Below are 24,067 nucleotides of genomic sequence, written 5' to 3'. Positions count from 1 at the left end.
AGCACGAGGCATACCCTACAAACTACACCCATGTAACCTTAACTGAACGGTATTGCAGTTAGCCCCAGTTAGCCCAGGTGTGACTGTTCTTCCGCAAGACTTTCACTCTTCCGTAAGAAATCTCCAGCGGAAGAACGAAAGTCTTGGGGAAGAACGGTTTTCGGCCCTCACCGCCCAGTGATCAGGTGCTCGGGCATCTGCCCGAGCACGGCGGCCATATTGTATTGGGCCATCGTCGATTTCCCCTCGACGTCGCGCGTGTAGGTGGCGTGGCCGGCCGATCCGACGCGCCGGACACCGGTGCGATCGACGCCGGCGCGGGTGGCGAGGCGGATCAGCGACGGGCTCTCGACGGGGTCGCTGCCGAACAGTCCGAGGTCGGCGATCTGGTCGTCGTCGTTCTTCAGGACATAAGCGGCACCGGACACGAGGTTGAAGCTCTCCGGCGTGTAGTCGAGGTCGAATCCGCGGTCACCGCCGAGGCCGGGGGAGCCGTAGAAGATGACGTCGTCGATGAGGCCATGAGTCAGCCGGAGGGCCTCGGCGGTGACCAGTGACCCGTACGAGTGGCCCAGGGCAACCAGGTGGGGTCGGCGATCCGACGCCGCGACGAGGCCGGCGAAGAACCGCGACAGGATGGGTGCGGTGTCGCGCGCCTTGCTCGACGTGGCGACATGCATAGCGCCGCGGGCCGTGGAGACGCGGCGACCCGGTCCCTTGAAATTCGGTGTGTCGTAACCGATCCAGGCGATCGCGGCGACGGTCTCGGTGGGGCGTCCGACGATGGCCAGCTGGCGCAGGGTCTCCTCGCGCAGCAGGCGCCCCTCACCGCCCATGCCCTGGTAGGGCAAATCGCCGGTCAGGGACGGGTGCACGGTGGTCCCCAAACCGGGGGTGGTGACGCCGATGTGGTCGGCGGAGTCGGGATTGCCGATGGCCACCGCGGCGTGCCCGCGCTCACCGCTGTGCATGTCGAACGAGATGAGCAGCCGCGGATGGGCCGGCTCGGAGCGGCGGAGCTCCCGTTCGATGGCCCCGATGTCGGCGATCTTCGCGTCGACGTACCACTTGCGCGAGTCATCGGAGGTGAACGTACCGCCGAATCGGTTGTCGGCGAGACGTTCTGCCAATGTGCGGCTCTGCTTCTCCAGATTGTCGCGGACCGTGGGCAGCAGCGCGCGATTCGCGAGATCGCGGTCCGCGGCCGGGATTCCGTCGCTGTTACCGATCCACTCCGGATGCTCGGTGTGCAACCGTTCTCGCTGCGCGACAGGCAGATCCGCCCACCACGCAGCACGTGTGGTGGGCGGACCCGAGAGTTCGGCCGGACGGTCGTCTGTCGATGCCACGACGTGAGACTAACGGCTGGCTCGTCGAAGGTCATGACCGCTGCTCCCGGAGAGCGGCGTGTGCGGCCGATCAGTCGGCGACCGGGGTGAACGTCGAGGTCGCGACCGGGACGCCGAGAACCGAGTTGATCGCCTGGTAGCCGGTACCGGTCTTGACGAAGGTGATCCGGCTGACCGGCGGGATGTCGGCGTAGGCGCCCCAGGGCGTACTCACCAGGTCGAGGGTGCCCGCCGTCCCGATCAGCTTGTCGCCCTCGACGGTGTAGTCACCACAGCGTTGCTCGACCGAGCTGCCGTATTGGTGTGTACACACAGCCGGTACGCCCCGTCGGGGAGCGCGGCAGCGGCCGCGCCGGTACCGACCACGAGTCCGCCGGCGGCGGTGGCCGTGCCGGCGAGGGCGAGGACGACTGTTCTTCTCATTCTTCCCATGGCCGACATCATCACTGAGGGTTACCTAATAAGTCAAAGGGTGACCTAACCTTGAGCAAGGGTGATCGCCCGGGGGAGTATTGAGGCGATGGGGTACCGGTTCGGGGTAGACGATGTGGCCTTCCTACGGTCGCGACACGGGGCGAAGGCCCTTGAGATGGTGTCGGCGTTGCCGCTGACCGATCGGTCGATGCTCGCCGACGTCACCGAGGCGCGCAGCCGTTATGCCCCGCACGACGCAGCACTGATCGAGACCGTGCGGTGCCGTCGGCGAGCGGCCGGAAAGCTGCGCCACGCCGACGATCTCCTGCTCACCGACGATGCCCTGCAACAGGCGACCGCATCCCCGGTGGCCGGGCACCGGGCCACCGAGATCGCCACCCGCTGGCCAGGGGCAGTGGTCCACGACGTCACTTGCTCAATCGGCGGTGAGCTGATCGAGCTGGCCGCTGTTCCGGGAATCGGTGGGGTGATCGGCAGTGATCTCGACCGCGTACGACTGGCCATGGCCCGGCACAACACGGTGGTCCAACAGAGCACTGTGGCCCAACAGAACACTGTGGACCCGAAGAGCATGGCGATCGGTACGGGCCGGGTCCCGACGCTGCTCGTCGCCGACGCCCTCACGCCGACGTCGAGAGCCGATGTGTTCCTCGCCGACCCGGCTCGCCGTTCGGGTACCGGCCGCGTCTTCCGTCTCGATGCCCTGACACCGCCGCTTCTCGATGTGCTGATGACCTACGCCGGGCGGCCACTGGTGGTGAAATGCGCTCCGGGACTGGACTATCAGGTGTTGCGCGACCGGTTCGGGTTCGCCGGTCAGGTGCAGGTGACGTCGCTGGATTCGTCGGTGCGCGAAGCTTGTCTGTGGTCGGGCCCGGGGATCGACGATGGGCGTCGGGCCACGGTGATGCGTACCGACGCCGACGGCACGGTGCGGGTGTGGGAGATCACCGACGCCGAGTCCGACGATGTCGCCGTGGGTGACCCCGGGACGTTCCTCCTCGATCCGGACGGAGCGGTGGTGCGCGCGGGTCTGGTGCGCCACTATGCGCATCGGCACGGGCTCTGGCAGATCGATCCGCACATCGCCTATCTGACCGGCGATTCGGTGCCCGACGGTGAGCGCGGTTTCCGCATCATCGAGCGCCTGCCCTCGACAGGGGAGAAGGTGCTCCGCAAAGCGCTCACCTCGTATGACTGCGGTTCACTGGAGATCCTCGTCCGCGGCCTCGACGTCGACCCGGACTCGCTTCGAAAGCGGCTCAAGCTCAAGGGTTCCCGTCCGCTGGCGCTGGTGCTCACCCGGATCGGCCGCAAGGGGGTCGGCTTCGTCTGCGAGCCCGGCGTCCGGGCGGGCTGAAAGCCGGATCGCCGCACAGCATCCGGCAGCGATCACGCACAGGGCGGCGGCCACGTGGAAAGCGTTGTCGTAGGAGCCCTGTGCGTCGCGAATGTAGCCGGCGCCGAAGGCGGCGACGGCCGCCCCCACCTGATGGAAGGCGAAGACCCAGCCGAACACCACCGGCGTGTCGGCGCCGAAGTAGTGGCGGCAGATCGCAATCGTCGGCGGAACCGTTGCGACCCAGTCCAATCCGTAGAAGATGATGAACACCCAGGTGCTGGGTTCGGCGTGGGGAGACAGCAGCAGTGGCAGCAGGAGTAGGGACACGCCCCGTCCGAGGTAGTAGACGACGAGAAGGACGCGAGGATCGACACGATCGGTGAGCCACCCGGAGAACACCGTGCCCGCGACGTCGAAGATGCCGATCGTGGCGAGCAGCGAGGCGGCGACGGTCGTCGGCATGCCATGGTCGTGAGCGGCCGGGATGAAATGTGTACCGATCAGACCGTTGGTGGTGGCCCCGCAGATCGCGAAACTCGCCGCCAGCAGCCAGAAGGCGCGTACTCGCATGCCCTGGAGCAATCCGCTTGCGGCGGCACCGAATCCACGAGTGAGTAGTACCGAGTCCTCGCTACCGGGAGGAGCGCCGTAGGCGGTGGTGCCGACGTCGGCGGGCCGGTCGCGGATGAACAGCAGGACCAGTGGCACCACGGCCAGGGCGGCCACGGTGACGACGATCGACGCGACGCGCCACCCGCGGGAGTCGGTGAGGTGGGCGACGATCGGCAAGAAGATGAGCTGGCCGGTCGCCGACGCGGCGGTCAGCACTCCTGTCACCAGGCCGCGGCGTTCGACGAACCACCGAGTGGACACGGTCGCGACGAAGCCCATCGAGATCGACCCGGTGCCGAGTCCGACGAGCACCCCCCACAACACCAGCAACTGCCAGCTCGCCGTCATGAAGACACCCAGACCGGTGCCGGCGGCGATGAGGACCAGCGCGATGGTCAGGATCGGCCGGACCCCGAAGCGATCCATGAGTGCCGCCGCGAACGGAGCGGTGACGCCGAACAGCACCATGTTGATCGACATCGCCAAGCCGACCGTGGCGTGCGACCAGCCGAACTCCATGTGCAGCGGATCCATCATGACGCTGGGCACGGCGCGGAATCCGGCAGCGCCGAGGATCGCGACGAAGCTGACGGCGGCGACGATCCACGCCCAGTGCGGCCGGCGTCGCGGGCGTGCGGGTGGCCCGGCACGGCGGGTATCGGTGGTCACCCGAACAGCATTGGGGATGGCCAAGACCACGTGCCACTGGCATGATTGCCAATATGTCGGAAAATTGTGCCACGCCGGTTCCGCACCGGGTGGCGGTACTGCTCGTGCCACCCGTGGTCGGCTTCGATGCGACCATCCCGCCCCTGCTGTTCGGGCAGGCGTCTGACGAGGCCGGGCGCGCGTTGTACGAGGTGACGACGGTGTCCATCACCCCGGGGCCGGTGGCGACCACCACCGCCTATCAGCTGATCGCGGGAGCGGGGCCGGAGGCGATCGCAACGGCCGACACCGTGATCGTCCCGGGCACCCGTGACGAGAACTGCCGTCGACGGGCGACGATGCCCGACGGCGTGGCCGCGGCGTTGGCACGGATCCGTCCCGACACCCGGATCGTGTCGATCTGTACCGGGGCGTTCCTGCTCGCCGCCGCAGGCTTCCTCGACGGTCGCCGTGCCACCACCCACTGGCGCTACGCCGACGACTTCCGAAGGCTGTACCCCGATGTGGCACTGGATGAGTCGGTCCTCTATGTCGACGAGGGCCGGATCCTCAGCTCGGCGGGGTTGGCGGCGGGAATCGACCTGTGTCTGCACATCATCCGTCGCGATCACGGCGCCGCGGTCGCCAATCGGGTCGCGCGGCACTGCGTCGTCCCGCCGTGGCGCGAGGGCGGTCAGGGACAATTCATCGAGCGCGGGGTCCCCGACGACGCCGGTCACCTCACGCAGGCCACGCGGGAGTGGGCGCTGACCCACCTCGACGAGGCGCTGAGCGTGGAACGGCTTGCCGCGCATGCGCATCTGAGTGTCCGCACCTTCATCCGCCGATTCCGGGAGGAGACCGGAACGGCGCCGGGATCGTGGCTGCGTGACCGGCGACTCGATCTCGCGCGCGAACTGCTCGAGACCACGGGCGCCTCGATCGACGAGATCGCGCAGTGGTCGGGCCTGGGGTCGGCGGACAACCTGCGGCACCATCTGCGCAACGAGCTCGGCATGGCTCCGTCGGCGTACCGCAAGACCTTTCGCGGAGCGTGAGCCGACTGCGCCCGTGGGCCGGCATCACCGGCTCGCAGGTCTATTGTCCGGCGATGTTGCGCTTGCTGTCGAAGAAATACACCTCGCCGATATTGGTGGCGGTGGCGATCTGACCGGACGACGACACCGCGATCCCGGTGGCGAACCCACCCGAATCCGGCAGCGGCACCGACCGTTTCGTCTTGCCGTCGGTGGTCGACACCTCGGTCAGCGACAATGTCTGCGCACCCGCGTCGCGAACCACGGTCCACGCGGTACCGGCACTGGTCAGGGCCGAAAGGCTCACGGTGGCGAGATCATCACGCTGCCACATCTTTTCGGCGCGGTTGCCCTCGTCGCGCAGCAGGGTCAGCGGTGCCCCGATCACGCCCGTCGGAATGATCAGGCCATCCGGCGAGACCGTCATGGTGGCAAAACCGTAGCCGCCGTTGTCGTAGGTCCAGCGGGTCCGGCCGGTGGCCGCGTCGAGTGCCACGATCTGGCCGAGCCTGCTGAAGGCGTAGATGGTCGCGCCGTCCGCCGAGACCGTCGCCGGCCCGATGACCCCGCCGGGCACCTGGGCTTTCCACAGTTCGGTCACCGTGCGCTTGCCGTCGGTGGCGGCATAGGAGAAACCGCGGATCTCGCTCGCGATCGCGCCGGTCGGCCAGACGTTGAGGAAGAAGCGTTGATGGGCGACGTCGACCGCGGGTGGTGCGGGGACCGTACAGCGGGGACCGTTGGTGACGCAGTCACCGAAGCCGTACAGCGGATCCCCCGGATCGGCCTCCGGGCGCAGGCGCACCTCCGGGGCAACGGGGTTCGAGGTCTGGGTGTCGAGCAGCAGGATCTGACCTTGCGTGGTGACGACGAGGACCACCCCGCTGTCGGCGAACTTCGCCGAGAGTGGTACCCCGATCACCGGCATCCGCCAGCGGATCGCGCCGCCGGCGTTGAAGGCGAGGAATGTGGTCTCCTCGCCGATGTAGGGCTGATCGTATTGATCGGTGAGCATCGCGTTGGAGGCCACGCCGTCGCGCATGTTCTTGCAGAAGTTCTTGCGGCCGTTGCGCTGATCGAGCACCAACAGGTCGCACCCCGAGGAGTTCGACGTGACGCCCACATTGCCGGTCGCCGAGATGGTCACCGGTGCGGTCACCGTGCCGCCGGTCGGACGGGTCCAGCTCAACGCGAGATCATCGGGGACGGTGGGGTAGACGAAGTTCGAATTGCCGGCGTTGCCGCCGAAACTCGACCATCCCGCGCCGTAGACGGAACGGATGTCGATGTGCCCGTCCGAACAGGACGACAGTGCCATCGCGGTCACCAGACCGAGTACCACGGCGACGAGCGCCGGAAACCGGCCTCGGGCACGTGACCGTCGGGCAACCGCCATCGGAGCTCCTCTTCGCCTGGCCGTCGGAACCTCGCACCGGCGGCGCCAACGGTAGAGCCTATCGTGTGGCCCGCCGACGACGGCCAGGCCGGGGGAGTCGATTATGGTGGCCATCCATGACGACGATGTGGAATGCCAGCTACCGGTCGAGGTGGCGGGCGGGGCGACGTCGGGATCCGGCGCAGGCTCGATTCGTCAGCCTCGACTCCCTGCGGTGGGTGCTGCGGAATCGGGCATATACGCCGTGGTATCTCGTGCGATACCTGCGGTTGGCGCGGTTCCGGCTCGCCAATCCCCACATCGTGTTGCGCGGCATGGTGTTCCTGGGGCGCAATGTGGAGATCCATGCGACCCCCGAGTTGAGCCGGATGGAGATCGGTCGCTGGGTGCACATCGGCGACGGCAATTCCATCCGCGCGCACGAGGGCAGCCTGCGCATCGGCGACAAGACGGTGTTCGGATGCAACAACGTCGTCAACTCCTACCTGGACCTGGAGATCGGTGGCTCGACGCTGATCGCCGACTGGTGCTACATCTGCGATTTCGACCACCGGATGGACGACATCACCTTGCCGATCAAGGATCAGGGAATCGTCAAGGGGCCGGTGCGCATCGGGCCCGACACCTGGATCGCGGCCAAGGTGTCGGTGCTGCGCAACACGATCGTCGGACGCGGGTGCGTGCTCGGCTCACATGCGGTGGTACGCGGGGAGATCCCCGACTACTCGATCGCGGTCGGTGCGCCGGCCCGGGTCGTCAAGAACCGCAAGGATGCGTGGGATGCCAACGCCGCCCAGCGCGCGGAACTCCAACGCGCACTCGCCGACATCGAGCGCAAGAAGGCGCAGGCCGACATCGAGCGCAAGAAGGCGCAGTCGGAGAAGTAGAGCTCACTCCGGCTGCGCCGGGTCTCGTTCGGGCAGTGGGCGTTGCGCGATGATCGGTCGCCCCGACGGTTGGCGCACCCGGCGTTTGGCCGAGGCGTAGACGGACGCGGTGCGCGCCGCGACCTCCGTCCACGCGAAATCCTCCGACAACCGTGCCCGCGCCCGCCGGGCGCGCTGCGCCGACGAGTCGGGATCGGTCAGGGTTGTCCGCACCGCCGCGGCCAGTCCGGCAACATCGGCGGGCTCGAACGACAGGCCGGTCACCCCGCCGCGGACCGCCTCACCCAGGCCGCCCGCGGTGGAGGTCACCAGGGGAATGCCGGTCGCCGCGGCCTCGAGTGCCACGATCCCGAACGGTTCGTAGCGGCTCGGCAGCACGATCGCGGCGCACCGATGCATCAACTCCACCAGGCCATGATGATCGACCGCGCCGAGAAAGGTCACCGCACGCCCGACCCGATGTCGGCGGGCCTGCTCGGTCAGCCACTCCAGCTGTGTTCCGGTGCCGGCGATGGTCAGCGTCGTGCCCGGGTGGGTACGACGGATACGGGGGAGTGCGGCGAGGAGGTCCTGCACGCCCTTCTCGTATTCGAGCCGGCCGGCGAAGAGCAACTCGGCGGGACCCGTCGGCGTCGGCCGCGGCGCGAACGGCCACGCGCGGATATCGATGCCGTTGTGGATCACCGTGATATCGGCGAGGCGGGGGCCCGGAACAGGGCGCACGATGCCGGCAGGGTCAGGCACCGACGAGTCGGGCACCGACGGGCCGAACAGGCGGGTCACCTCGTCGCGCATCGACTCCGAGCATGTGATCAGGGCGTCGGAGTCGGTCGCCAGCCACCATTCCACCGAGTGGACCTGGCGGTTGATCCGGCCGCTGACCCACCCGCTGTGGCGTCCCGCCTCGGTTGCGTGAATCGTGGAGATCAGTGGTACGTCGAAGATCTCGGCGAGCGCGATGGCCGGGTGCGCCACGATCCAATCGTGCGCGTGGACGACCTCGGGGGTCCAACTCGTCGCCCGTGACCCCCGCTCGCCGGCGAGGATCGTCAGCCCCGCGCGGATGAAACCGTGGCCCATCGCCAATGTCCAGGCCATCATGTCGGTGCCGAAGGAGAACTCCGGCGGGTCCTCGGCCACCGCGATCACCCGCACCCCGTCGACGACGCGATCGGTCGTCGGATGTGACACCGCATCGGTACCCGAGGGACGGCGGGTGAGGACGACGACGTCGTGGCCGAGGCCGGCCAACTCGGTGGCCAGGTGGTGCACGTGACGACCCAGCCCGCCGACGACGACCGGTGGGTACTCCCACGAGATGAGCAGGACACGCATCACCGGCACCGCCCGGTGGTGGTGTCGGTGATCTCGAGCAGTCGGCGCGCGTCGAGGTCGGCGAACAGGTTGTCGGCGCGAGACCAGTTGCGGCGCAGCCTCTCCGCCGCGAAGGCGCGGCCACGCAGGGCGGCGTCGACGATCTCGCGGGTCGCGTGGGCGTGGGTATGGGCTCGGCCGATCGCGTAGTCGGCGGCGGTGTCCTTGGACACCATGAACGGCCAGTCCGACGAGACCGTCAGCAGCGCTTCACGGACGATCTGGTCGGCGACGTGGTGGCGGCCCGCCCGCGGGTCGACGATCTTGTCGACCGCGTCGAGAGCGGTCCGGCTCACCTCGGCGTTGAGCTGCACGAGATGCGACACCTGCGGCCCCTCCCAGACCCGCCAGTCCTTGCCTGATCCCCACGACGAGGGCGGAAGATCCACGGGCGCACCGACATAGCCGTGTGCGGCGGCGCCGGCGAGGGTGCCCACCTGCACGCCCGCCTCGGGCAGCCTGCGCAGCACGCGCTCGAGCCAGACCGGTCCCTCGTGCCACCAATGACCGAACAACTCGGTGTCGAAGGCCGCGACCACCAGCGCCGGCCGTCCGATGCGCTGCGACTCGGAGATCAGGCGTCGGCGGACATGGCCGATGAAGTCGTCGACGTGGCGGTCGATCACCGCATCGGCGCGCTGCGGGTCGTAGGGCTTCTTGTCCTGGGCGGCCACGGTTTTCCCGGTCACCCGGGACGGCTTGAGCCCGGTTGCGTGATCGTAGGTGTGGAAATCGCGATACGCGGCGTGCCCCGGATACCCCGATTTCGGGGACCACACCCGGTAGCTGACGGTCAGGTCACGGCCGAAGGCCAGGACGTCGCCGGTGCCGACGGGCCGTCCGAGTGCGGTGTCCCCGCGCAGCGTCGGGCCGTCGACCATGAAGTGGCCGACGCCCGCGGCGGCGTACTCGGTTTCCATTCCCGGGGCGAAGGCGCATTCGGGAGCCCAGATCCCGTGCGGTCTTGTGCCCCAGCGTAAGTGGGCATCGGCGAGGCCTTCGCCCAGGGAGAATCGCCGCAACCGGGCGTCGAGTAACGGTGCGAACGGATGGGCGAGCGGCCCGCCGAGGATCTCGGCGACGCCGCTGTCGGCCACCTGTCGGATCGTCGCGGCGCCCCCGAGACGCCAATGGCGCTCGAATTCGGCCAATGCCTTTGTCGCGCTGCGATGTTCACGCAGACCCAGGGCACGCCGGTCGGTGTCGGCGTCGACGGCCGCCTCCATCGCCCGCAACCGCCAGTCGGCCAACCACTCATACATCGACGCCGTGCAGTGCGGGTCGTCGAGCTGTGCGGCGAGCACCGGGGTGATCCCGAGCGAGACCATGTCGGAGAAACTGTCGGCGGCCAGTCGTCGCAGCATCGCGAACACCGGCAGATACGAGGCGGCCCATGACTGATACAGCCATTCCTCGCCGACGGGCCATCTGCCGTGGTTGGCCAACCACGGCAGATGCGAGTGCAGGACCAGGGTGAACTGGCCCGGGACGGGGGACGGCGGGGTCCGGTGCGGGGTGGGCACGCGCTACGACCGCATCGCGATCGCGAGCAGATCCAGACTGGCGTCGATGTCGGCGTCGTCGGCGTCACGGATGTCGAAGTCCTCCGCGCCGATCCCGGCGACGTCGGCGACCAAGTCCTCGGGCCAGGGTTGGCCGGCGAGTGCGCGTTCGATCTGTGCGTCGATGAGCGAACCGCCCCACTTGCGATCGAGACCCGCGAGCCGTTCGCCGTGATGGACGCCGAGCATCGAGGTGAGGGTGAAACCGGCGTCGGCGAGTAATCCACTCAACTCGGCGGCGTCGAGTTCGCGGGTGTGGAACGGGTTGAGCGGGGTGTCGCGGCCCGGGGAGAAGGTGATCCGGTTGGGGGTGGAGATGAGCAGCTCGCCACCCGGTCGCAGGACGCGCGCGCATTCGGTGAGGAAGGCCGGCTGATCCCACAGGTGTTCGATCACCTGGAAGTTGACCACCACGTCCACCGAGCCGTCGGGTAGCGGCAAGTCGATCAGATTGCCCTGCCGGATCTCCACCTGCGGATACCGACGACGTGTGTGGGCGACGGCCGACTCGTCGTAGTCCACGCAGGTGACCTGCGCGCCGGCGTCGGCGAGCATCGCCGCGCCGTACCCCTCACCCGAACCGGCCTCGAGGACCTGGCGCGCGGCACATCTACCGACGATGTGAGCATAGGCGACCTCATGACGACGGAACCAATAGTTCTCCGCGGGGATACCGGGGACCGTGCGCTCCCCGGTGAGGGCGAGCTGTTCGTCCGATGTCAGGCTCCGCGGCGTGCCGGGCGTTACGTCCCGGTGTACGTCGGTCATCCGCACGACAATAGTCTCCCGTCCATTTTGTGAGCTAGTCGATGTTCTGCCCGATAATAGGACGGGCTAAAGTGGGGAAGACCGATGGCCTTACCCGCCGGTAAGTTGCCGAACCCGACGCAGGAGGTCGACGAAGACCCATGACAAATATTGTCGTTCTGATCAAGCAGGTCCCTGACACCTGGTCCGAGCGCAAGCTCTCCGACGGCGATTACACCCTCGATCGTGAGGCCGCCGATGCGGTGCTCGATGAGATCAATGAGCGTGCGGTCGAGGAAGCGCTGCAGATCAAGGAAGCCAACGGCGGCGAGGTGACCGTGTTGACGGCTGGTCCGGAGCGGGCGACCGAGGCGATCCGCAAGGCGCTGTCGATGGGTGCCGACAAGGCCATTCACATCAAGGACGACGCGCTGCACGGCTCCGATGCGGTGCAGACCGCGTATGTGCTCGCGCGTGCGTTGGGCACCGTCGAGGGTGTCGAACTCGTGATCGCCGGCAATGAGGCCACCGACGGTCGCGTCGGGGCGATCCCGGCGATGATCGCCGAGTACCTCGAGCTGCCGCATCTGACGCATCTGCGCAAGCTCACGCTGGAGGGCGAGACCCTGACCGGCGAGCGTGAGACCGACGACGGCATCTACCACATCACCGCGGAGCTGCCGGCGATCGTCAGCGTCAACGAGAAGATCAACGAGCCGCGTTTCCCGTCCTTCAAGGGCATCATGGCCGCGAAGAAGAAAGAGGTCCAGGTCGTCGGCCTGGCCGAGATCGACGTCGAGGCCGACGAGGTGGGTCTGGCCAACGCGGGCTCGGAGGTCACCAGCTCCACCCCGAAGCCGCCGAAGACCGCGGGTGAGCGGGTCACCGACGAGGGTGACGGTGGCGTGAAGGTGGCCGAGTACCTGGTCGCGCAGAAGATCATCTAGCACCGGCCCGCAGACCACCACCCGTGCCCGCGGGCTTGCGCTCCGGCGTCATCCGAGTGCGAATTCCGCAGGGCCCCACATACATCCAGGAGTAAACGAAAATGGCAGAAGTTCTCGTTCTGGTCGAGCAGGACGCCGAGGGCGCCCTGAAGAAGGTGACCAGCGAACTCATCACCGCCGCCCGCGCGTTGGGCGCTCCGTCGGCCGTCGTGGTCGGCGCCCCCGGCAAGGCCGACGGCATCATCGACGGCCTCAAAGAAGCCGGTGCGGAGAAGATCTACGTCGCCGAGTCCGAGGACGCCGCGACCTACCTGATCAGCCCGCAGGTCGACGTGCTCGCCTCGATCGCCGAGTCGGCGTCGCCGGCCGGCATCCTCGTGGCGGCCACCGCCGACGGCAAGGAGATCGCCGGACGCCTCGCCGTGCGGCTGGGCTCGGGAGTCCTCGCCGACGTCATCGACGTCAAGGAGGGCGGCATCGGCATCCACTCGATCTTCGGTGGCGCGTTCACCGTCGAGGCCCAGGCCAAGGGCGATGTGCCGGTGTTCTCGGTTCGTCCGGGTGGTGTCGAGGCGGCTCCGCAGGCCGGTGCCGGCGAGCGCGTCGACGTCGAGGTTCCCGCGCAGGCGGAGAACGCGGTGAAGATCACCAAGATCGAGCCGAACGTCGGTGGCGATCGTCCGGAACTGACCGAGGCCTCGATCGTGGTCTCCGGTGGCCGCGGTGTCGGGTCGGCGGAGAAGTTCTCGGTGGTCGAGGAACTCGCCGACTCGCTCGGTGCCGCTGTGGGTGCCTCGCGTGCCGCCGTCGACTCCGGCTACTACCCGGGTCAGTTCCAGGTCGGTCAGACCGGTAAGACGGTCTCGCCGCAGCTCTACGTCGCCCTGGGTATCTCCGGTGCCATCCAGCATCGTGCGGGTATGCAGACCTCGAAGACCATCGTCGCGGTCAACAAGGACGAAGAGGCCCCGATCTTCGAGATCTCGGACTTCGGCATCGTCGGCGACCTGTTCAACGTCGCCCCGCAGCTGACCGAAGAGGTCAAAAAGCGCAAGTAGTCGCTTCCTGCGTCACCGACAGCGCCCCCGGGATGTCCGATCTCCGGGGGCGCTTTCGGTGTTTGCGCAGAGTTCACGCTGCCGTCGGCCACGCGGGACGTGTTCACCCGACCAGCACCGACACGACGGCCCGCCGTCGCACTCGCGATGCCCGGTCTGGCTTTCATCTCAGGTATGACACCTGGACCTGCTACCGCTCTGACCAGCACCGACCGTGGCTCGTCCCACCGCACCCTGGTGCACGCGGGGCCGCTGCGGATCGTGCTCACCGACGACCCGGCCGACATCGCGGCCGCCCAGCGATTCCGGTTCGAGGTCTTCGCGGCCGAACCGGGATTCTCCGATGACATCGGCGACCCCGAATCCCGCCGTGACGCAGACCATTTCGACGACCACTGTGAACATCTGCTGGCTCGACACGACGACCACGGCATCATCGGCTGCGCCCGGCTGCTGGCGCCGCCCCGCGCCATCGCCGCCGGCGGCTGGTACAGCTCCACCGAATTCGACCTGACCGCACTGGACGAGATCGCCTCGATGACCGTCGAGATGGGCCGGGCCTGCGTGGCGACCGGACACCGGGACGGGTCGGTCACCGCGTTGATGTGGGCGTCGATCCTGCGCTACCTGCAGGAGTCGGGCTACCGCTATCTGATGGGGTCGGTGTCGATGCCGCTCGGCGGGCCGGCCGTCGACGGCTCGGCCCGGGGCAGCGCGCTACGCGGCGCAAGGGACGAACTCAACGAGCGTTACCGCGCACGGTGGCGGGTGCGCCCGCACGAGAGTCCACGGGTCGACGGCGTGGCGCTCGACGACATCCCTGCGCCGGATAGGGTCGTGCTTCCGCCGCTGATGCGTGCCTACCTGCGCCTCGGTGCGCGGGTGTGTGGCGACCCGGCGGTCGACCCGGCCTTCGACGTCGGCGATTTCCCGACGGTGCTGGATCTCGACTGTGCCAACCTCCGCTATCTCGACCGGCTCCGTGACACGGTCCTCCGGCTCGGGGGCGCGGCGTGACCGCGGTCAGCGTTCGGGTCCCGTTCGCGGACCCGCGGATCGAACCGGGCCCCGCGGACCCACACCCCGCCGAATCGCCCGAACTCCCGACCGCCGGCGAGGTGAGCGCCTCGGGGCGTACCGAGGTCGAGGTGAGGCACGCGTGGTATCCGACGAGCCCGTGTGGGTCGCACTGTCTCGACGACGTCGGGCCGCGGGTCGGGCCGATCGTGGTGGCCCTGCGGATCGCCCGTCTGCTGACGACGGCCGTGATGATCGGACTCGTGGGGCTGATGGCCACCGTGGCACCCCGGCTGGTGCGCCGCGCCTACCTGCGGTGGGCGGCGCGAGAGCTGTTGCGTGCCATCGGAATCCGCGTCATCATCGATGATCGCCGACCGTTTCCGTCGCGCGCCCGCGGCCTGATCGTCGCCAACCACATCTCGTATCTGGACATCCTGGCGATCGCGGTGGTGCAGCCTGCGCACTTCGTCGCCAAGTCCGATGTCGCCGCCATGCCCGGCATCTCGACGCTCGCGCGGCGACTGGGCGTCATCTGCATCGACCGCGGTTCATTGCGGACGCTGCCGACGGTGATCTCCGAGGCCGTCGCCGGGCTCGAACGGGATTCGTCGGTGGCGGTCTTCCCGGAGGGCACCACGTGGTGCGGCCGCGCGCAGGGCGGGTTCCGGCCGGCCTTCTTCCAATCGGCCCTCGACGCGGGGGTGCCGATCCTGCCCATCGGTATCGCCTTCAGTGCCGACGGAATCCCCACGGCCGAACCGGGTTTCATCGGCGACGACGGACCGGCGGACACCCTTGCCCGGGTGCTGCGGATGCGGGCCGTCGCGGTTCACGTCAGTCTGCACGAACCGCAGCTGCCCTCGGGCGACCGACGGACGATGGCCGCGCGCTGCGAACAGCTGATCCGATCGGCGCCACGGGGAGACCGGGCGTCCATCCGGCATCGGGAATCAAACAACATATATGATGTCAGAACGCCTGTGCGTGGCGTGACACCGTTGTTTCCCGGGCCGGAAGGGGCCGCTGCATGTCCGACACACTCTCATCCTCGACGAAGCTGACCGTCGATCAGGCACGTGCCCGATTCGCCGACCTGCGCGCGGCCGACGGCACCGTCGACGACGCCGACCTCGACGCGATTTGGGCGGCGCTGCCGACCCTGCGCCCCGAGGAGATGCTGGGACGGTGGCGCGGTGGCGAATTCACCACCGGGCACAAGGCCAACGGGATGCTCCCGCGCGTCGGTTGGTACGGCAAGACCTTCATCTCCCGCTCCGAGGTGCAGCCCCTGGTGTGTCGCAACGCCGATGGCGATCTGTACTCCAACACCGAACTCGGCAAGGGTGAGGCCAGCCTCTGGATGATCGAGTTCCGCGGTGAGGTCACCGCCTCGATGGTCTACGACGGCCAGCCGGTGATCGACCACTTCAAGAAGGTCGACGACACCACCGTCATGGGGATCATGAACGGCAAGGGCGGAGTGGTCGACGGTCGGCATCTGTACTTCTACCTCGACCGGGACTGACCCGGGACTACAACTGCCGGGTACCCAAGCGGTCGGCAAGGGGTTTCCAAGAGGGTGACGCGACAGTCGGTTCGACAGCATCGACCCGACGAGAGGCCCTGACGTGTCCCCCCGAGACCGACCGCCCCGAGACCGTCGGTTTCAACCTCACCGTCACCCACGCCCCTGGGCGGTGGTGGATGTCACCGCCGCCGCCGTCGTCGGCGTTGCCGCCGCCAACGCCGTGACCGTGGCGGTGTGGGCCCATGGGCACGGCGCCACCGGAGTCGAAGGGCATTCGATCCTGGTGCTCACCAACGCATTGGACGTCTGCGAGATCGATCCGGCCACCAGTACGGCGCGCGGATCGGCACGCCGCGTCGAGCAGGGGCCCGGTGATCGTCGAGGTCCGGATACTCGGTGGGGCGTTCGCCGACGAGCCGCCGGTGCGCAGCGCACTGTGTCACCGTGACGCGGCGGCGCATCTGTACACGGTCGGGCTCGCCGGCGGGCCCGAGGCGACACCCGGCGCCGCGGTCCTCGACGCGCTGGCGCCCTGGGCCACCGGCGGCGAGCTCCCGAACTTCGCGGCGTCCGCCGATGCCGTGCGCATCCGACGGTGCTACGACGAGGACACCTTCGCCTGGCTTGCCGCGCTCGCCGCCCAACACGATCCGCACGGGGTTCTCCACGTCGGGCAGGTGGTGCGCTGAGCGCATACCCGCATCCGCGGGGGGGACGCCGCGCGTCGAGAATCTCGGGCCGTCGAGAATCTCGGGTCGATGTGGAATTGGTTGGGACCCCGCGCGCGTTTATCCTTGGCAACGACATGTCCATGCCCACCCGAGCCCCCGTCTACCTCGATCACGCCGCCTCGACCGCGATGCTCCCCGAGGCCATCGAGGCGATGAACGCCGTCTACGCCCAGCCCGGCAACGCCTCGTCGCTGCACGGGGCGGGCCGGTGGGCGCGGCGTCTGCTCGAGGAGGCCAGGGAGACGATCGCGGCCTCGCTCGGTGCGCGGCCGTCGGAGGTGATCTTCACCAGCGGGGGCACCGAGGCCGACAACCTTGCGGTCAAGGGGATCTACTGGGCACGACGCCAGGCCGACGACCGACGCCGTCGGGTCGTGATCTCGTCCATCGAGCATCACGCGATCGTCGACTCGGCGCAATGGCTGGCCACGCAGGGCGCCGAACTGGTGATCCTGCCGGTCGACGACGCCGGGTTCGTCTCGCCTGCGGCGCTGCGCGCCGAACTCGCCGCGCACGCCGACGAGACCGCCCTGGTGTCGATCATGTGGGCCAACAACGAGGTCGGGACGATCGAACCGATCGCCGACTTGGTTGCGATTGCCACCGAGTTCGGCATTCCCATGCACTCCGACGCGGTGCAGGCCGTCGGCCACATCCCTGTCGACTTCGGGGCGAGCGGGTTGTCGGCGCTGAGTGTGGCCGCCCACAAGTTCGGCGGTCCGCAGGGGGTCGGCGCGCTGCTGCTCGGTCGCGACGTGCCGTGTGTGCCGCTGGCCCATGGCGGAGGCCACGAGCGTGATGTCCGCTCGGGTACCCAGCCGGTCGCGGCGGCCGTCGGTATGGCGACCGCTCTGCGGATCGCTACCGCAGAGCTACCCGAATCGATGGTCTCGGTCGCCGCATTGCGCGACGAATTGTTCGCCACCATCCTCGACATTCCCGGCACGAGCGCCAACGGACCGCGCGACGAGCGTCGGCTGCCGGGCAACGTTCACGTGTCCTTCGAAGGGTGCGAAGGGGATTCGTTGCTGATGCTGCTCGATGCCAACGGCGTCGAGTGCTCGACCGGTTCGGCGTGTACGGCCGGCGTCGCGCAGGCCAGCCACGTCCTGTTGGCGATGGGTCTCGACATGGCCGAGGCCCGCGGCTCCCTGCGGTTCTCGTTGGCCCCGAGCACGACCCGTTCGGACATCGAGACCGTCGCCGACGTCATCGGCGAGGTGGTCGAGCGTGCCCGCGTCGCCGGACTGGTGTCGGCGCCCGGCGGAAGGACACAATGATGCGGGTCCTGGCAGCCATGAGCGGGGGCGTCGACTCGGCGGTCGCCGCCGCACGTGCCGTCGACGCCGGTCACGACGTCGTCGGCGTGCATCTGGCGTTGTCGACCGCTCCGGGCGCCCTACGCACCGGCTCGCGGGGGTGCTGTTCGCGTGAAGATGCCGACGATGCCCGCCGCGCCGCCGACGTCCTGGGGATCCCGTTCTACGTGTGGGACTTCGCCGATCGCTTCAAGGACGACGTCATCGACGAGTTCGTCGCCGCCTACGCTGCGGGACAGACCCCGAATCCGTGTCTGACCTGCAACGAGAAGATCAAATTCGCGGCGCTGGCCGACAAGGCGATGGCCCTGGGTTTCGATGCGCTGGCCACCGGCCACTACGCGCGCCTGTCCGGAGGACAGCTGCGTCGGGCCGTCGATCCGGACAAGGACCAGTCCTACGTCCTGGCCGTGCTCACCCGGGACCAGCTCGACCGCGCGATGTTCCCGGTCGGCGACACGCCCAAACCCGCGATCCGTGCCGAGGCGGCGCAACGGGGATTGTCGGTGGCCGCCAAGCCGGATTCGCATGACATCTGCTTCATCCCCACCGGCGACACCCGCGCATTTCTCGGCGCACGCATCGGCGTGCGGCCGGGTGCGGTCGTCGACGCCGGGACCGGCGAGCGGTTGGCCGATCACGACGGGGTGCACGGCTTCACGATCGGCCAACGCAAGGGACTCGGCATCGAGGCGCCGGCCGCCGACGGTCGTCCGCGCTACGTCACCGACATCGATCCCGAGACCGGCACGGTCGCCGTGGGCTCCGAGGAGCATCTACAGGTGCATTCGATCCGCACCCGCAACGCGGTGTGGACCTCCGGAGATGCGCCCGAGGGTCCCGTCGAGGTGACCGTTCAGGTTCGCGCGCACGGCGGGCTGGCTCCCGCGGTGGCCACCCCGGTCGACGGCCCCGACGGCCCGTTCATCGAGATCGCGCTGGGCGAGCCGTTGACCGGGGTGGCGCGTGGGCAGGCCGCGGTACTGTATCTCCCCGATCCCGCCAACGGTGATCTCGTACTCGGTTCGGGCCGAATCGCTTCCACCTCGTCGGACCCGGAATCTGCGGCCCGGCCGGTGTCGGCATCGCTCGCCGAGTAGACCGATGACCGATCTGCCCACCGGGGTGGGAACGGGTGTTGGTTCGATGCCGGGCACCGATCCGCGCGAGGCGGCGGCGATCATCAACGGCGAGCTCGACTTCGCCCATCTCGCCGAGTTGCCCGCTCGTGGAATCGGTGCCGACATGATCGGGCGGATGGCTGCGGTACTCGTCGACCTCCCGATCGACTCGGCCACCTGGGGCTACCGGCTCGGCGCCCGTGGCTCCTCGGTCGCGCGACGTGCGCGGGGGTTCCTCGCCGCAGATCTCGACGCGATCGAGGAGATCTGGGATGCAGCCGGTTTCATCGGCACCGGACGGCCGATGAAGGTCGCGGTCGCCGGGCCGTTCACGTTGGCCGCCTCCATCGAACTCGTCAACGGGCACAAGGCCATTCGCGATCGGGGCGCGCTGCGCGATCTCATCGACTCCGGTGCCGAGGGGCTCGCCGGATTGGTCGGCGAGGTCCGTCGCCGGCTGGGCGCCTCGGTGATCGTGCAACTCGACGAGCCGATGGTGGGGACGGTGATCGACGGTCGGGTGCCGCCGCTGACCCGGCTCGACGTGATCCCGCCGATTCCGGTCGCCGACGTCGCCGAGGCCTTGCGCTCGGTGCGCGAGCACCTCGACGTGCCGATGATCGTGCACAACTGTGGCTCGCCGAGATGGGATCTCGTGCACGCACTCTCGGGTGTGGCGTACGGCATCGACGTCACGGGCATCGGATCTGCGGACACCGCGGCACTCGACGGGATCGGCGGCCTGATCGACCGCGGCGATGTGCTCGTCGCCGGGGTCCTGCCGGGCGACCACGCAGACCCCGCCGTCCATGCCGAGACGGTCGCGACCACCCTCGCCGAGCTGGTCGACCGCATCGGTCTCGCGCGAAAAGTGCTGTCGGACAACGTGATCGTCAGCCCGACATGTGGTCTGACCGGAGCGTCCCCGGACTGGGCGCGCACCGCGTTGAGTATCTGCGCCCGCGCCGGGGAGTTGCTGTCCGCCGATCCCGACGCGCTCTGAGGTCGTCGCCTCAGGCGACTTCCTCGACGCTGGCCTGCTCACTGCCGAACTGCACGCCCTTGCGTTCCCGGCCGAACGCGGTCAGCACGATGACCGCGATCAGGACCGGGACGATCGTCACGGTCAGCGCGAACGGATAGCCGTGACTGCCGGCCACCGCCTCCTGGATCGGAAGATTGAAGGCGGCCAGGCAGTTTCCGAGCTGATAGGTGACGCCCGGGTAGAAGCCACGGATCTCGTCGGGGGACAGTTCGGTCAGGTGTGCCGGGATCACACCCCACGCGCCCTGCACCATCATCTGCATGAGGAAGGCGCCGAGTGCGAGGTAGCCGGCCGTCGAGGAGTAAGCGAACAACGGCACGATCGGCAGCGCGATCACCGCGCACACGATGATCAGTGTCTTGCGACCGTACCGTTCCGACAGTGCGCCGGCGATCAGACCGCCGATGATGGCTCCGACGTTGTAGATCACCGCGATCCAGGTTGCGGTGCTTGCGGCCAGGCCTGCTCCGGAATCGTTGTGCGCCTTGAGGAATGTCGGATAGACGTCCTGGGTACCGTGGCTCATCCAGTTGAACGCCGTCATCAGCAGGACCAGGAAGATGAAGCGTCGCCAGATGACCGGATTCGACCAGATCTCCCGTGCGGTGGTCTGGGTCTGACGCACCCGGTCACGTGTGGCCTTCCACGCCTCGGATTCCTCCACGCGCGCCCGTATCAGCAGACTGATCAATGCGGGGATGATCGACAGCGCGAACATCCACCGCCAGTTCAGGCCGAGCCATGTGTTGAGAACCAGGAATGCCAGTGCGGCGCAGAGGTATCCCATCGAATAGCCGCTCTGCAGGAAGCCGGAGAAGAAGCCTCGTCGGGAGACGGGGATTTTCTCCATGGCCAGTGCGGCCCCGAGGCCCCATTCGCCGCCCATGCCGATGCCGTAGAGCATGCGCAGCACCATCAACACCCAGAATCCGGGTGCGAAGGCGCAGAGGAAGCCGACCACACTGTAGAAGGCGACGTTGGTCATCAACGGGATGCGACGACCCTTGCGGTCGGCCCAGAGCCCGAAGATGAACGCGCCCACCGGTCGCATCAGCAGGGTCATGGTGGTGATCAGCGCCATCCGGTCCAGCGGAACCCCGAAATCCTTGGCGATGTCGGCGTAGATCAGGACGACCAGAAAATAGTCGAATGCGTCCATTGCCCAGCCCAGATATGCCGCGGCGAAGGAATTGCGCTGATCGGCGGTGAGTTTCTCCCGCGGGGTCGATGAGGTTGCCATGCTCGAATCTCCTACAGACGTCGCAGATCTCGCTTTCCCGGCAGAAATCCCACTGTAGTCCGGCTGAGTTCGGCGCATGGGTTATTTGCAGTCCGAAATACTCGCGAAATGCCTTTATCGGACATCGGTGTATTCATGTGAGCGCATAACGTGGCTTGTCGTCCGATCGAGGGCGTCCGGCTGGGCGTGTCCTGATCTGTGGGAGTTTGGTCCTGGACGCCATGGCAGGCGTTCGACACCATGGACCCATGACGCGATCAGTGGTGGTCCTCGGCTTCGCCGGGGTGCAGCCGCTCGACATCACCGGGCCGCTCGACGTGTTCACAGCGGCGTCGCTGGTGCTCGCCGGACGTGATGTCGCGCAATCGGGTTACGAGATCTCGCTGGTGTCGGTGGGGGGTCGGCCGGTCTCCTCCGGTGCCGGCCTCGATTTCGTCGCGGACCCGCTGCCGGCACCCGACACGCCGATCGATACCTTGGTCCTGCCCGGGGGCATGGGCGTCTTCGAGGCCCGGTATTGCTCCGAGATGATGACGTGGATTCGCGCCACGGCACGCCGAGCACGGCGGGTGGTCACCGTGTGCAGTGGGGCCTTCCTGGCTGCCGAGATCGGTCTGCTCGACGGGCATCGCGCGACCACGCACTGGGCTTCGGCACAGCTGTTGGCTTCCGAATATCCGGCCGTGCAGGTCGATCCCGACCCGATCTTCATCCGCAGCTCCGAGCGCGTGTGGACGGCGGCCGGTGTCACCGCGGGCATCGATCTCACTCTGGCACTCGTGGAGGAGGACCACGGCACCGAGCTTGCGCAGTCCGTTGCGCGGTGGCTGGTCTTGCATCTCCGACGTCCGGGTGGGCAGTCCCAGTTCGCGCCGCCGGTCTGGATGCCACGGGCCCGGCGACGTCCGATCCGAGACGTGCAGGACGCCATCGAGAACGATCCCGCAGCGCCGCACCCGATCACCGACCTCGCGGCGATCGCCGCGATGAGTCCGCGGCATTTCACCCGGGTGTTCACCGCCGAGGTCGGCGAGTCGCCGGGCGTCTACGTCGAGCGGATTCGGACCGACGCCGCCCGTCGGCACCTCGAAGAGAGTGACGATCCGATGCCTGTCGTGGCGGCCCGATCCGGATTCGGCTCGGCAGAGACCATGCGACGTGTGTTCTCGCGGCGTGTGGGGATATCGCCGGACCGTTACCGCCGATCCTGTCGCTGATCGACGGCCGGCAGGCAATGACCATCCGAACACGTCAGGGGGAATCCGCATGACCCGCATCGCGATCGTCGTCTACCCGCAGTTCACCGCTCTCGACTTCGTGGGCCCGTACGAGGTGCTGCGCATGCTTCCGGATGCCGAGGTGCGATTCGTCTGGCATGAGCCGGGACCGATCGTGGCCGACTCCGGTGTTCTGCTGGTCGGGGCCACGCATTCGTTGGCCGAGACACCGAATCCCGACGTCGTGCTGGTTCCGGGAGGTCCCGGGTGCGCGAAGGCGGCGCGGGACGAGCGGCTGCTGGCGTGGCTGGCTGATGTATCGACGACCGCGTCGTGGATGACCTCTGTGTGTACCGGCTCGGTGGTGCTGGCGGCCGCCGGACTGCTGGAGGGCAGGCGCGCGACATCGCACTGGTCCGCGCTGGCCGCGTTGTCGATGTTCGGAGCGACGCCGGTGTCGGATGAGCGGGTGGTCCGGGCGAGCGCAGCGTCGGGGGAGGGTGACGGGGCGAGCGCAGCGACGGGGGAGGGTGACGGGGCGAAAGTGGTGACGGCTGCCGGGGTGTCTGCGGGGATCGATCTGGCACTGTGGCTGGCCGGGCAGATCGCCGGCGAGGAACGGGCCAAGGCCATTCAGCTCGTGATCGAATACGATCCGCAGCCGCCGTTCGATTCGGGTCACCGCTCCAAGGCGTCGGCGTCCACCGTCGCGCGTGGCGCGGCGCTGCTGTCGCGGGACGCACTGCGGCCCAGCCCGCTGACGGCGGCGACGGCGTTGTCATGGGATCGTTCGCTGCGCCGGTTTCGTCGTGGCGATCGTCGCGCGGGCGGTCACATGCTTTCTCGGGCATCGAGTTTCGCGATCGACCGCTTCGGTGCGATTTGGCGGTAGCTCGCGTCGAGTAGCTCGGCGACCTCGATCCAGTCGGTGGCGTCGTCGAGCAGGATGCCGAGCCAACCTGCGGGTCCGAAGTAGGCGGGGACGAAGAACCTCGGATCCTCGACGAGCGCGGCACGCTCGGCTGGGTCGGCGAGGAACAACACCGAACGGTCGTGGCGGATTCCGCCTTTCTCGCCACCGCCATAGTTGCCGAACATCTTGCCGCACCGGAATGTTGGTCGGCCGTGCGCGACCACCTCGGTGGCGTCGGGGAATGCCAGAGCCACTTCGCGTACGCGGATGAGGAAGGGGTCGGCGTCGTCGAACATGATCGGATGTGGCACGGGTCGACTCCTCGATACGTGGACAACTCCGGTGGCGGGACTTTCACGCTACCGCGCCTTCGGTGCCAGTTTCTGTGTCTTGTGTCTTGTGTCCGTTGTCCGGCTCGTCCTTGGTCGGTGGTCGAGGTGTGAGGCTCCCCAGGCGCCGAGCCGTTCATCGGTGGTCGAGGTGTGAGGCGCCCCAGGCGCCGAGCCTCGAGACCGAGCCGAACCGACGCTGGAACCCAA

The 24,067-nt window shown here is 68.1% G+C and carries 23 protein-coding genes and 1 pseudogene; 15 read left to right on the top strand and 9 right to left on the bottom strand.

All coding sequences use genetic code 11. The features are described 5' to 3' along the window. Positions 1–167: 167 nt before the first annotated feature. Positions 168–1,349: an alpha/beta hydrolase gene (locus P3L18_RS27580; protein WP_276115923.1), complete on the bottom strand. Its 1,182-nt coding sequence runs from the start codon at positions 1,347–1,349 to the stop codon at positions 168–170. 70 nt (positions 1,350–1,419) lie between these two features. Beyond that, positions 1,420–1,662, bottom strand: a complete 243-nt coding sequence (locus tag P3L18_RS27575) for a hypothetical protein (RefSeq protein ID WP_276115922.1) — start codon at positions 1,660–1,662, stop codon at positions 1,420–1,422. 207 nt (positions 1,663–1,869) lie between these two features. Between P3L18_RS27575 and P3L18_RS28475 the strand changes: the two are divergent. Then, positions 1,870–3,066, top strand: a pseudogene (locus P3L18_RS28475) (class I SAM-dependent methyltransferase); the annotation flags it as partial. Here P3L18_RS28475 and P3L18_RS27565 read toward each other — a convergent pair. Then, on the bottom strand, positions 2,989–4,407 hold the full coding sequence (locus tag P3L18_RS27565) for an MFS transporter (RefSeq protein ID WP_276115921.1): 1,419 nt from the start codon (positions 4,405–4,407) through the stop codon (positions 2,989–2,991). The pseudogene P3L18_RS28475 and the gene P3L18_RS27565 overlap by 78 nt on opposite strands. 53 nt (positions 4,408–4,460) lie before the next feature. Here P3L18_RS27565 and P3L18_RS27560 point away from each other — a divergent pair, with 53 nt between their 5' ends. Further along, positions 4,461–5,444: a helix-turn-helix domain-containing protein gene (locus P3L18_RS27560; protein WP_276115920.1), complete on the top strand. Its 984-nt coding sequence runs from the start codon at positions 4,461–4,463 to the stop codon at positions 5,442–5,444. Between the two features lie 40 nt (positions 5,445–5,484). Here the strand turns inward: P3L18_RS27560 and P3L18_RS27555 are convergent, their stop codons facing one another. Beyond that, positions 5,485–6,819 (bottom strand): PQQ-binding-like beta-propeller repeat protein, encoded by a 1,335-nt coding sequence (locus P3L18_RS27555; protein WP_276115919.1) that lies wholly within the window; start codon positions 6,817–6,819, stop codon positions 5,485–5,487. 116 nt (positions 6,820–6,935) lie between these two features. On the opposite strand from P3L18_RS27555, the gene P3L18_RS27550 reads away from it, so the two are divergent. After that, complete coding sequence (locus tag P3L18_RS27550; protein ID WP_276115918.1) at positions 6,936–7,706, top strand: acyltransferase; 771 nt, start codon at positions 6,936–6,938, stop codon at positions 7,704–7,706. A gap of 3 nt (positions 7,707–7,709) precedes the next feature. Here P3L18_RS27550 and P3L18_RS27545 read toward each other — a convergent pair whose 3' ends face one another. Genes P3L18_RS27545 through P3L18_RS27535 form a run of 3 tightly spaced genes read right to left on the bottom strand, consistent with a single transcriptional unit; the run spans position 7,710 to position 11,410 of the window. Beyond that, the gene (locus P3L18_RS27545) at positions 7,710–9,041 is read right to left on the bottom strand and encodes a glycosyltransferase family 4 protein (protein ID WP_276115917.1); all 1,332 of its coding nucleotides are present in this window, start codon (positions 9,039–9,041) and stop codon (positions 7,710–7,712) included. After that, on the bottom strand, positions 9,041–10,603 hold the full coding sequence (locus P3L18_RS27540; RefSeq protein WP_276115916.1) for a glycoside hydrolase family 57 protein: 1,563 nt from the start codon (positions 10,601–10,603) through the stop codon (positions 9,041–9,043). Before P3L18_RS27540 ends, P3L18_RS27545 begins: the two co-directional genes overlap by 1 nt. A 3-nt stretch (positions 10,604–10,606) precedes the next feature. Beyond that, positions 10,607–11,410, bottom strand: coding sequence for a class I SAM-dependent methyltransferase (locus tag P3L18_RS27535; protein WP_276115915.1), 804 nt, complete (start codon positions 11,408–11,410; stop codon positions 10,607–10,609). Between the two features lie 140 nt (positions 11,411–11,550). Here P3L18_RS27535 and P3L18_RS27530 point away from each other — a divergent pair, with 140 nt between their 5' ends. From P3L18_RS27530 to P3L18_RS27485, 10 genes are all read left to right on the top strand, one after another. Then, complete coding sequence (locus P3L18_RS27530) at positions 11,551–12,336, top strand: electron transfer flavoprotein subunit beta/FixA family protein (protein ID WP_006371767.1); 786 nt, start codon at positions 11,551–11,553, stop codon at positions 12,334–12,336. 101 nt (positions 12,337–12,437) lie between these two features. After that, complete coding sequence (locus tag P3L18_RS27525) at positions 12,438–13,394, top strand: electron transfer flavoprotein subunit alpha/FixB family protein (protein WP_079930298.1); 957 nt, start codon at positions 12,438–12,440, stop codon at positions 13,392–13,394. Between the two features lie 99 nt (positions 13,395–13,493). Then, positions 13,494–14,411 carry a GNAT family N-acyltransferase gene (locus P3L18_RS27520; protein WP_020170757.1) on the top strand — a complete coding sequence of 306 codons (918 nt, stop codon included), beginning with the start codon at positions 13,494–13,496 and terminating at the stop codon, positions 14,409–14,411. After that, a complete protein-coding gene (locus tag P3L18_RS27515; protein WP_276115914.1) occupies positions 14,408–15,475 on the top strand; it encodes a lysophospholipid acyltransferase family protein in 1,068 nt (355 codons plus the stop codon). Before P3L18_RS27520 ends, P3L18_RS27515 begins: the two co-directional genes overlap by 4 nt. Then, complete coding sequence (locus P3L18_RS27510; protein ID WP_020170758.1) at positions 15,442–15,939, top strand: DUF4334 domain-containing protein; 498 nt, start codon at positions 15,442–15,444, stop codon at positions 15,937–15,939. The genes P3L18_RS27515 and P3L18_RS27510 overlap by 34 nt, the downstream gene beginning before the upstream one ends. A gap of 175 nt (positions 15,940–16,114) precedes the next feature. Then, entirely contained in the window at positions 16,115–16,390 is a 276-nt protein-coding gene (locus P3L18_RS27505) for a hypothetical protein (RefSeq protein ID WP_276115913.1), read from the top strand. Further along, the gene (locus P3L18_RS27500; protein WP_276115912.1) at positions 16,365–16,631 is read left to right on the top strand and encodes a hypothetical protein; all 267 of its coding nucleotides are present in this window, start codon (positions 16,365–16,367) and stop codon (positions 16,629–16,631) included. Before P3L18_RS27505 ends, P3L18_RS27500 begins: the two co-directional genes overlap by 26 nt. Positions 16,632–16,753: 122 nt before the next feature. After that, a complete protein-coding gene (locus P3L18_RS27495) occupies positions 16,754–17,953 on the top strand; it encodes a cysteine desulfurase family protein (protein ID WP_026920008.1) in 1,200 nt (399 codons plus the stop codon). Then, positions 17,953–19,092, top strand: coding sequence for a tRNA 2-thiouridine(34) synthase MnmA (gene mnmA / locus P3L18_RS27490; protein ID WP_006371755.1), 1,140 nt, complete (start codon positions 17,953–17,955; stop codon positions 19,090–19,092). The genes P3L18_RS27495 and mnmA overlap by 1 nt, the downstream gene beginning before the upstream one ends. Positions 19,093–19,096: 4 nt before the next feature. After that, the gene (locus tag P3L18_RS27485) at positions 19,097–20,116 is read left to right on the top strand and encodes a vitamin-B12 independent methionine synthase (RefSeq protein ID WP_276115911.1); all 1,020 of its coding nucleotides are present in this window, start codon (positions 19,097–19,099) and stop codon (positions 20,114–20,116) included. 10 nt (positions 20,117–20,126) lie between these two features. On the opposite strand, the gene P3L18_RS27480 is transcribed toward P3L18_RS27485, so the two are convergent. Beyond that, on the bottom strand, positions 20,127–21,398 hold the full coding sequence (locus P3L18_RS27480; protein WP_276115910.1) for an MFS transporter: 1,272 nt from the start codon (positions 21,396–21,398) through the stop codon (positions 20,127–20,129). 248 nt (positions 21,399–21,646) lie between these two features. On the opposite strand from P3L18_RS27480, the gene P3L18_RS27475 reads away from it, so the two are divergent. Then, a complete protein-coding gene (locus tag P3L18_RS27475) occupies positions 21,647–22,615 on the top strand; it encodes a helix-turn-helix domain-containing protein (protein WP_079930293.1) in 969 nt (322 codons plus the stop codon). A gap of 49 nt (positions 22,616–22,664) precedes the next feature. Further along, positions 22,665–23,507 carry a DJ-1/PfpI family protein gene (locus P3L18_RS27470; protein ID WP_276115909.1) on the top strand — a complete coding sequence of 281 codons (843 nt, stop codon included), beginning with the start codon at positions 22,665–22,667 and terminating at the stop codon, positions 23,505–23,507. On the opposite strand, the gene P3L18_RS27465 is transcribed toward P3L18_RS27470, so the two are convergent. Next, positions 23,447–23,839 (bottom strand): MmcQ/YjbR family DNA-binding protein, encoded by a 393-nt coding sequence (locus tag P3L18_RS27465; protein ID WP_006371750.1) that lies wholly within the window; start codon positions 23,837–23,839, stop codon positions 23,447–23,449. The genes P3L18_RS27470 and P3L18_RS27465 overlap by 61 nt on opposite strands. Between the last annotated feature and the right edge of the window lie 228 nt (positions 23,840–24,067).

This window comes from Gordonia sp. N1V (assembly GCF_029269935.1).
GTDB lineage: Bacteria > Actinomycetota > Actinomycetes > Mycobacteriales > Mycobacteriaceae > Gordonia > Gordonia polyisoprenivorans.
The sequence above is the reverse complement of the archived record's forward strand: the minus strand, read 5'-3'. Positions and strand labels throughout refer to the sequence as shown.